This window comes from Mesorhizobium muleiense, from assembly GCF_900099905.1.
GTDB lineage: Bacteria > Pseudomonadota > Alphaproteobacteria > Rhizobiales > Rhizobiaceae > Mesorhizobium > Mesorhizobium muleiense.
Window position 1 is genome coordinate 1 of record NZ_FNEE01000055.1, and the last position, 1797, is coordinate 1797.

2 protein-coding genes and 1 pseudogene are annotated in these 1797 nt (G+C 54.3%); all 3 read right to left on the minus strand.

The features are described from left to right. Positions 1–257: 257 nt before the first annotated feature. Positions 258–707, minus strand: a complete 450-nt coding sequence (locus BLT09_RS33310) for a 2-oxo acid dehydrogenase subunit E2 (RefSeq protein ID WP_091600666.1) — start codon at positions 705–707, stop codon at positions 258–260. After that, a pseudogene (locus tag BLT09_RS35990) lies at positions 707–847 on the minus strand (biotin/lipoyl-containing protein); the annotation flags it as partial. The pseudogene BLT09_RS35990 and the gene BLT09_RS33310, both read right to left, overlap by 1 nt. 116 nt (positions 848–963) lie before the next feature. Beyond that, the coding region (locus BLT09_RS33320) for an alpha-ketoacid dehydrogenase subunit beta (protein ID WP_091600668.1) at positions 964–1797 on the minus strand (834 nt) is incomplete at its 5' end.

Sequence of the window (1797 nt, forward strand, 5' to 3'; positions counted from 1 at the left end):
GACCGTCTGCAGCTATAAGGGTGGTGCCAACCCCGCGATCGAACAGGACCGGAAACGACCGGATGTAGCCGCGTACCTCGGATTCGAGACGCTCAAAAATCGAGATGCTCGCATCGCTCGAAGGCGAGAATTTCTTCTTCATAGCGGCAATCCTCTTGTTCATAAGGCGTATTCCTTTGATGGGAGCCTAATCGGTGCGCGCGGCGTTCATGTTGGGGATCGGCATTTTTCGTGCCGTGGCAAAAAAATTAGCAGCATCAAATGGACGGGCGCGGAGTCGGCATTGTCATGAGCGCCCCCCACAAACTGGCACCATGATCTCCTAAAATGCGCGTTCCGGTGGGCATCATGCTATCCTCATAACCGGCGGCAATCATCTTCATGCGAAGCCGATCAAGGCCACCTTCAACAGCGATTACTACCGAAATGTCAGCACAGTGAAACCGGCGGATCGCCGTGTCCGTCATCTGGCAGTTTAGGGCGGGATTGTCGACCAACGAAATCGCAACCGCCTTGATGAGACAATCATTTATAGATATTCTTATTGTCGGACCCACTTCGTTGATCGCTGCCCGCCAACGCAGAAGAGCATCAACTTCGGTGGCAACAAGGCGGAAGTGAGGAATCGTCTGATTTGCCTGCGTCATCCGAGCGGCTATGGCTTTCCGCAACGGCGTTAAGGGAACCTCGGTGAAAGAGCGGGACATCAGGCTTCAATCGTTCCAATGACCGCGTTGGTCTCTACCGTTGCACCTTCCGGTGCAGCGATTGTCGTCAAAATGCGGTTCGCGGGTGCTTCGACTTCTCCAGTGGCCTTAGCTGTCTCGACTTCCACGACAAACAGCCTCGCCGATACTTTTTAACCAGCGAACGATTGTAGCTTCCTTGAGCCCATTCCACTGGAGGGTAAGATAATGTCCGTTGTCATCTTTGCTTCCGATCTATTCAGAGTATTCGAAGGTCTCAGAGCAGCCGCCGTACGGCGGCGATGATGCTATCCTTCGTCGGGTAGAAGTTCTTCTCGAGGGTCGGACTGAACGGTACGTGAATGTCCGGAGCGCTCAGACGTAGAATCGGTTGCTTCAAAAGTTCGAAAGCTTCTTCCGCCATCACCGCAGCGATTTCACTTCCCACGTTACAGACTCGGTGAGCATTCTCAACGATCACAACCCTTCCGGTCTTGGCGACGGAGGTTTTGAACGTCTCATGGTCGAGCGGCTTCAACGTCCGTGGGTCAATCACTTCGACCGAAATGCCTTCCCTGGCGAGCGCTTCAACTGCGTCCAGCGCCGGCCGAAGGGCGCCTGCGATAGCGATAAGGGTGACGTTGCTTCCCTCGCGTTTCACATCCGCTTTGCCAATCGGAACTAAATGGTCCGGATCTGTGGGCACATTCCCCTTGAGCGGCCACAGCCTTTTCTCTTCGAAGACGAGCACAGGATCGCCGTCGCGAATGGCCGATTTCATAAGCCCTTTAATATCAGCGGGGCTGGTCGGGCTGATGATCTTGAGACCTGGCACATTCATGAAAAGCGGATAGGGCCGGTCGGCATGCTGCGCCGCCATCGACCCCGTGGAGAACATACAGCAACGAATCACGATAGGAATGTCGATCTGGCCTCCAGTCATATACCGCAATTTCGAGGCCTGATTGATGATCTGATCCGAGGCGAGATAGGCAAAGCTGGCAAATCCGAGGTCTACTATCGGTCGCAATCCGTTGATAGCAGCTCCGATTCCTACGCCGGTGAAACTGCCTTCCGAAATAGGCATGTCCCAAATCCGATGCTTGCCGAA

Coding starts and splice junctions, on each gene's coding strand:
- BLT09_RS33310 (WP_091600666.1), bottom strand. CDS start 707: ATGTCCCGCTCTTTCACCGAGGTTCCCTTAACGCCGTTGCGGAAAGCC.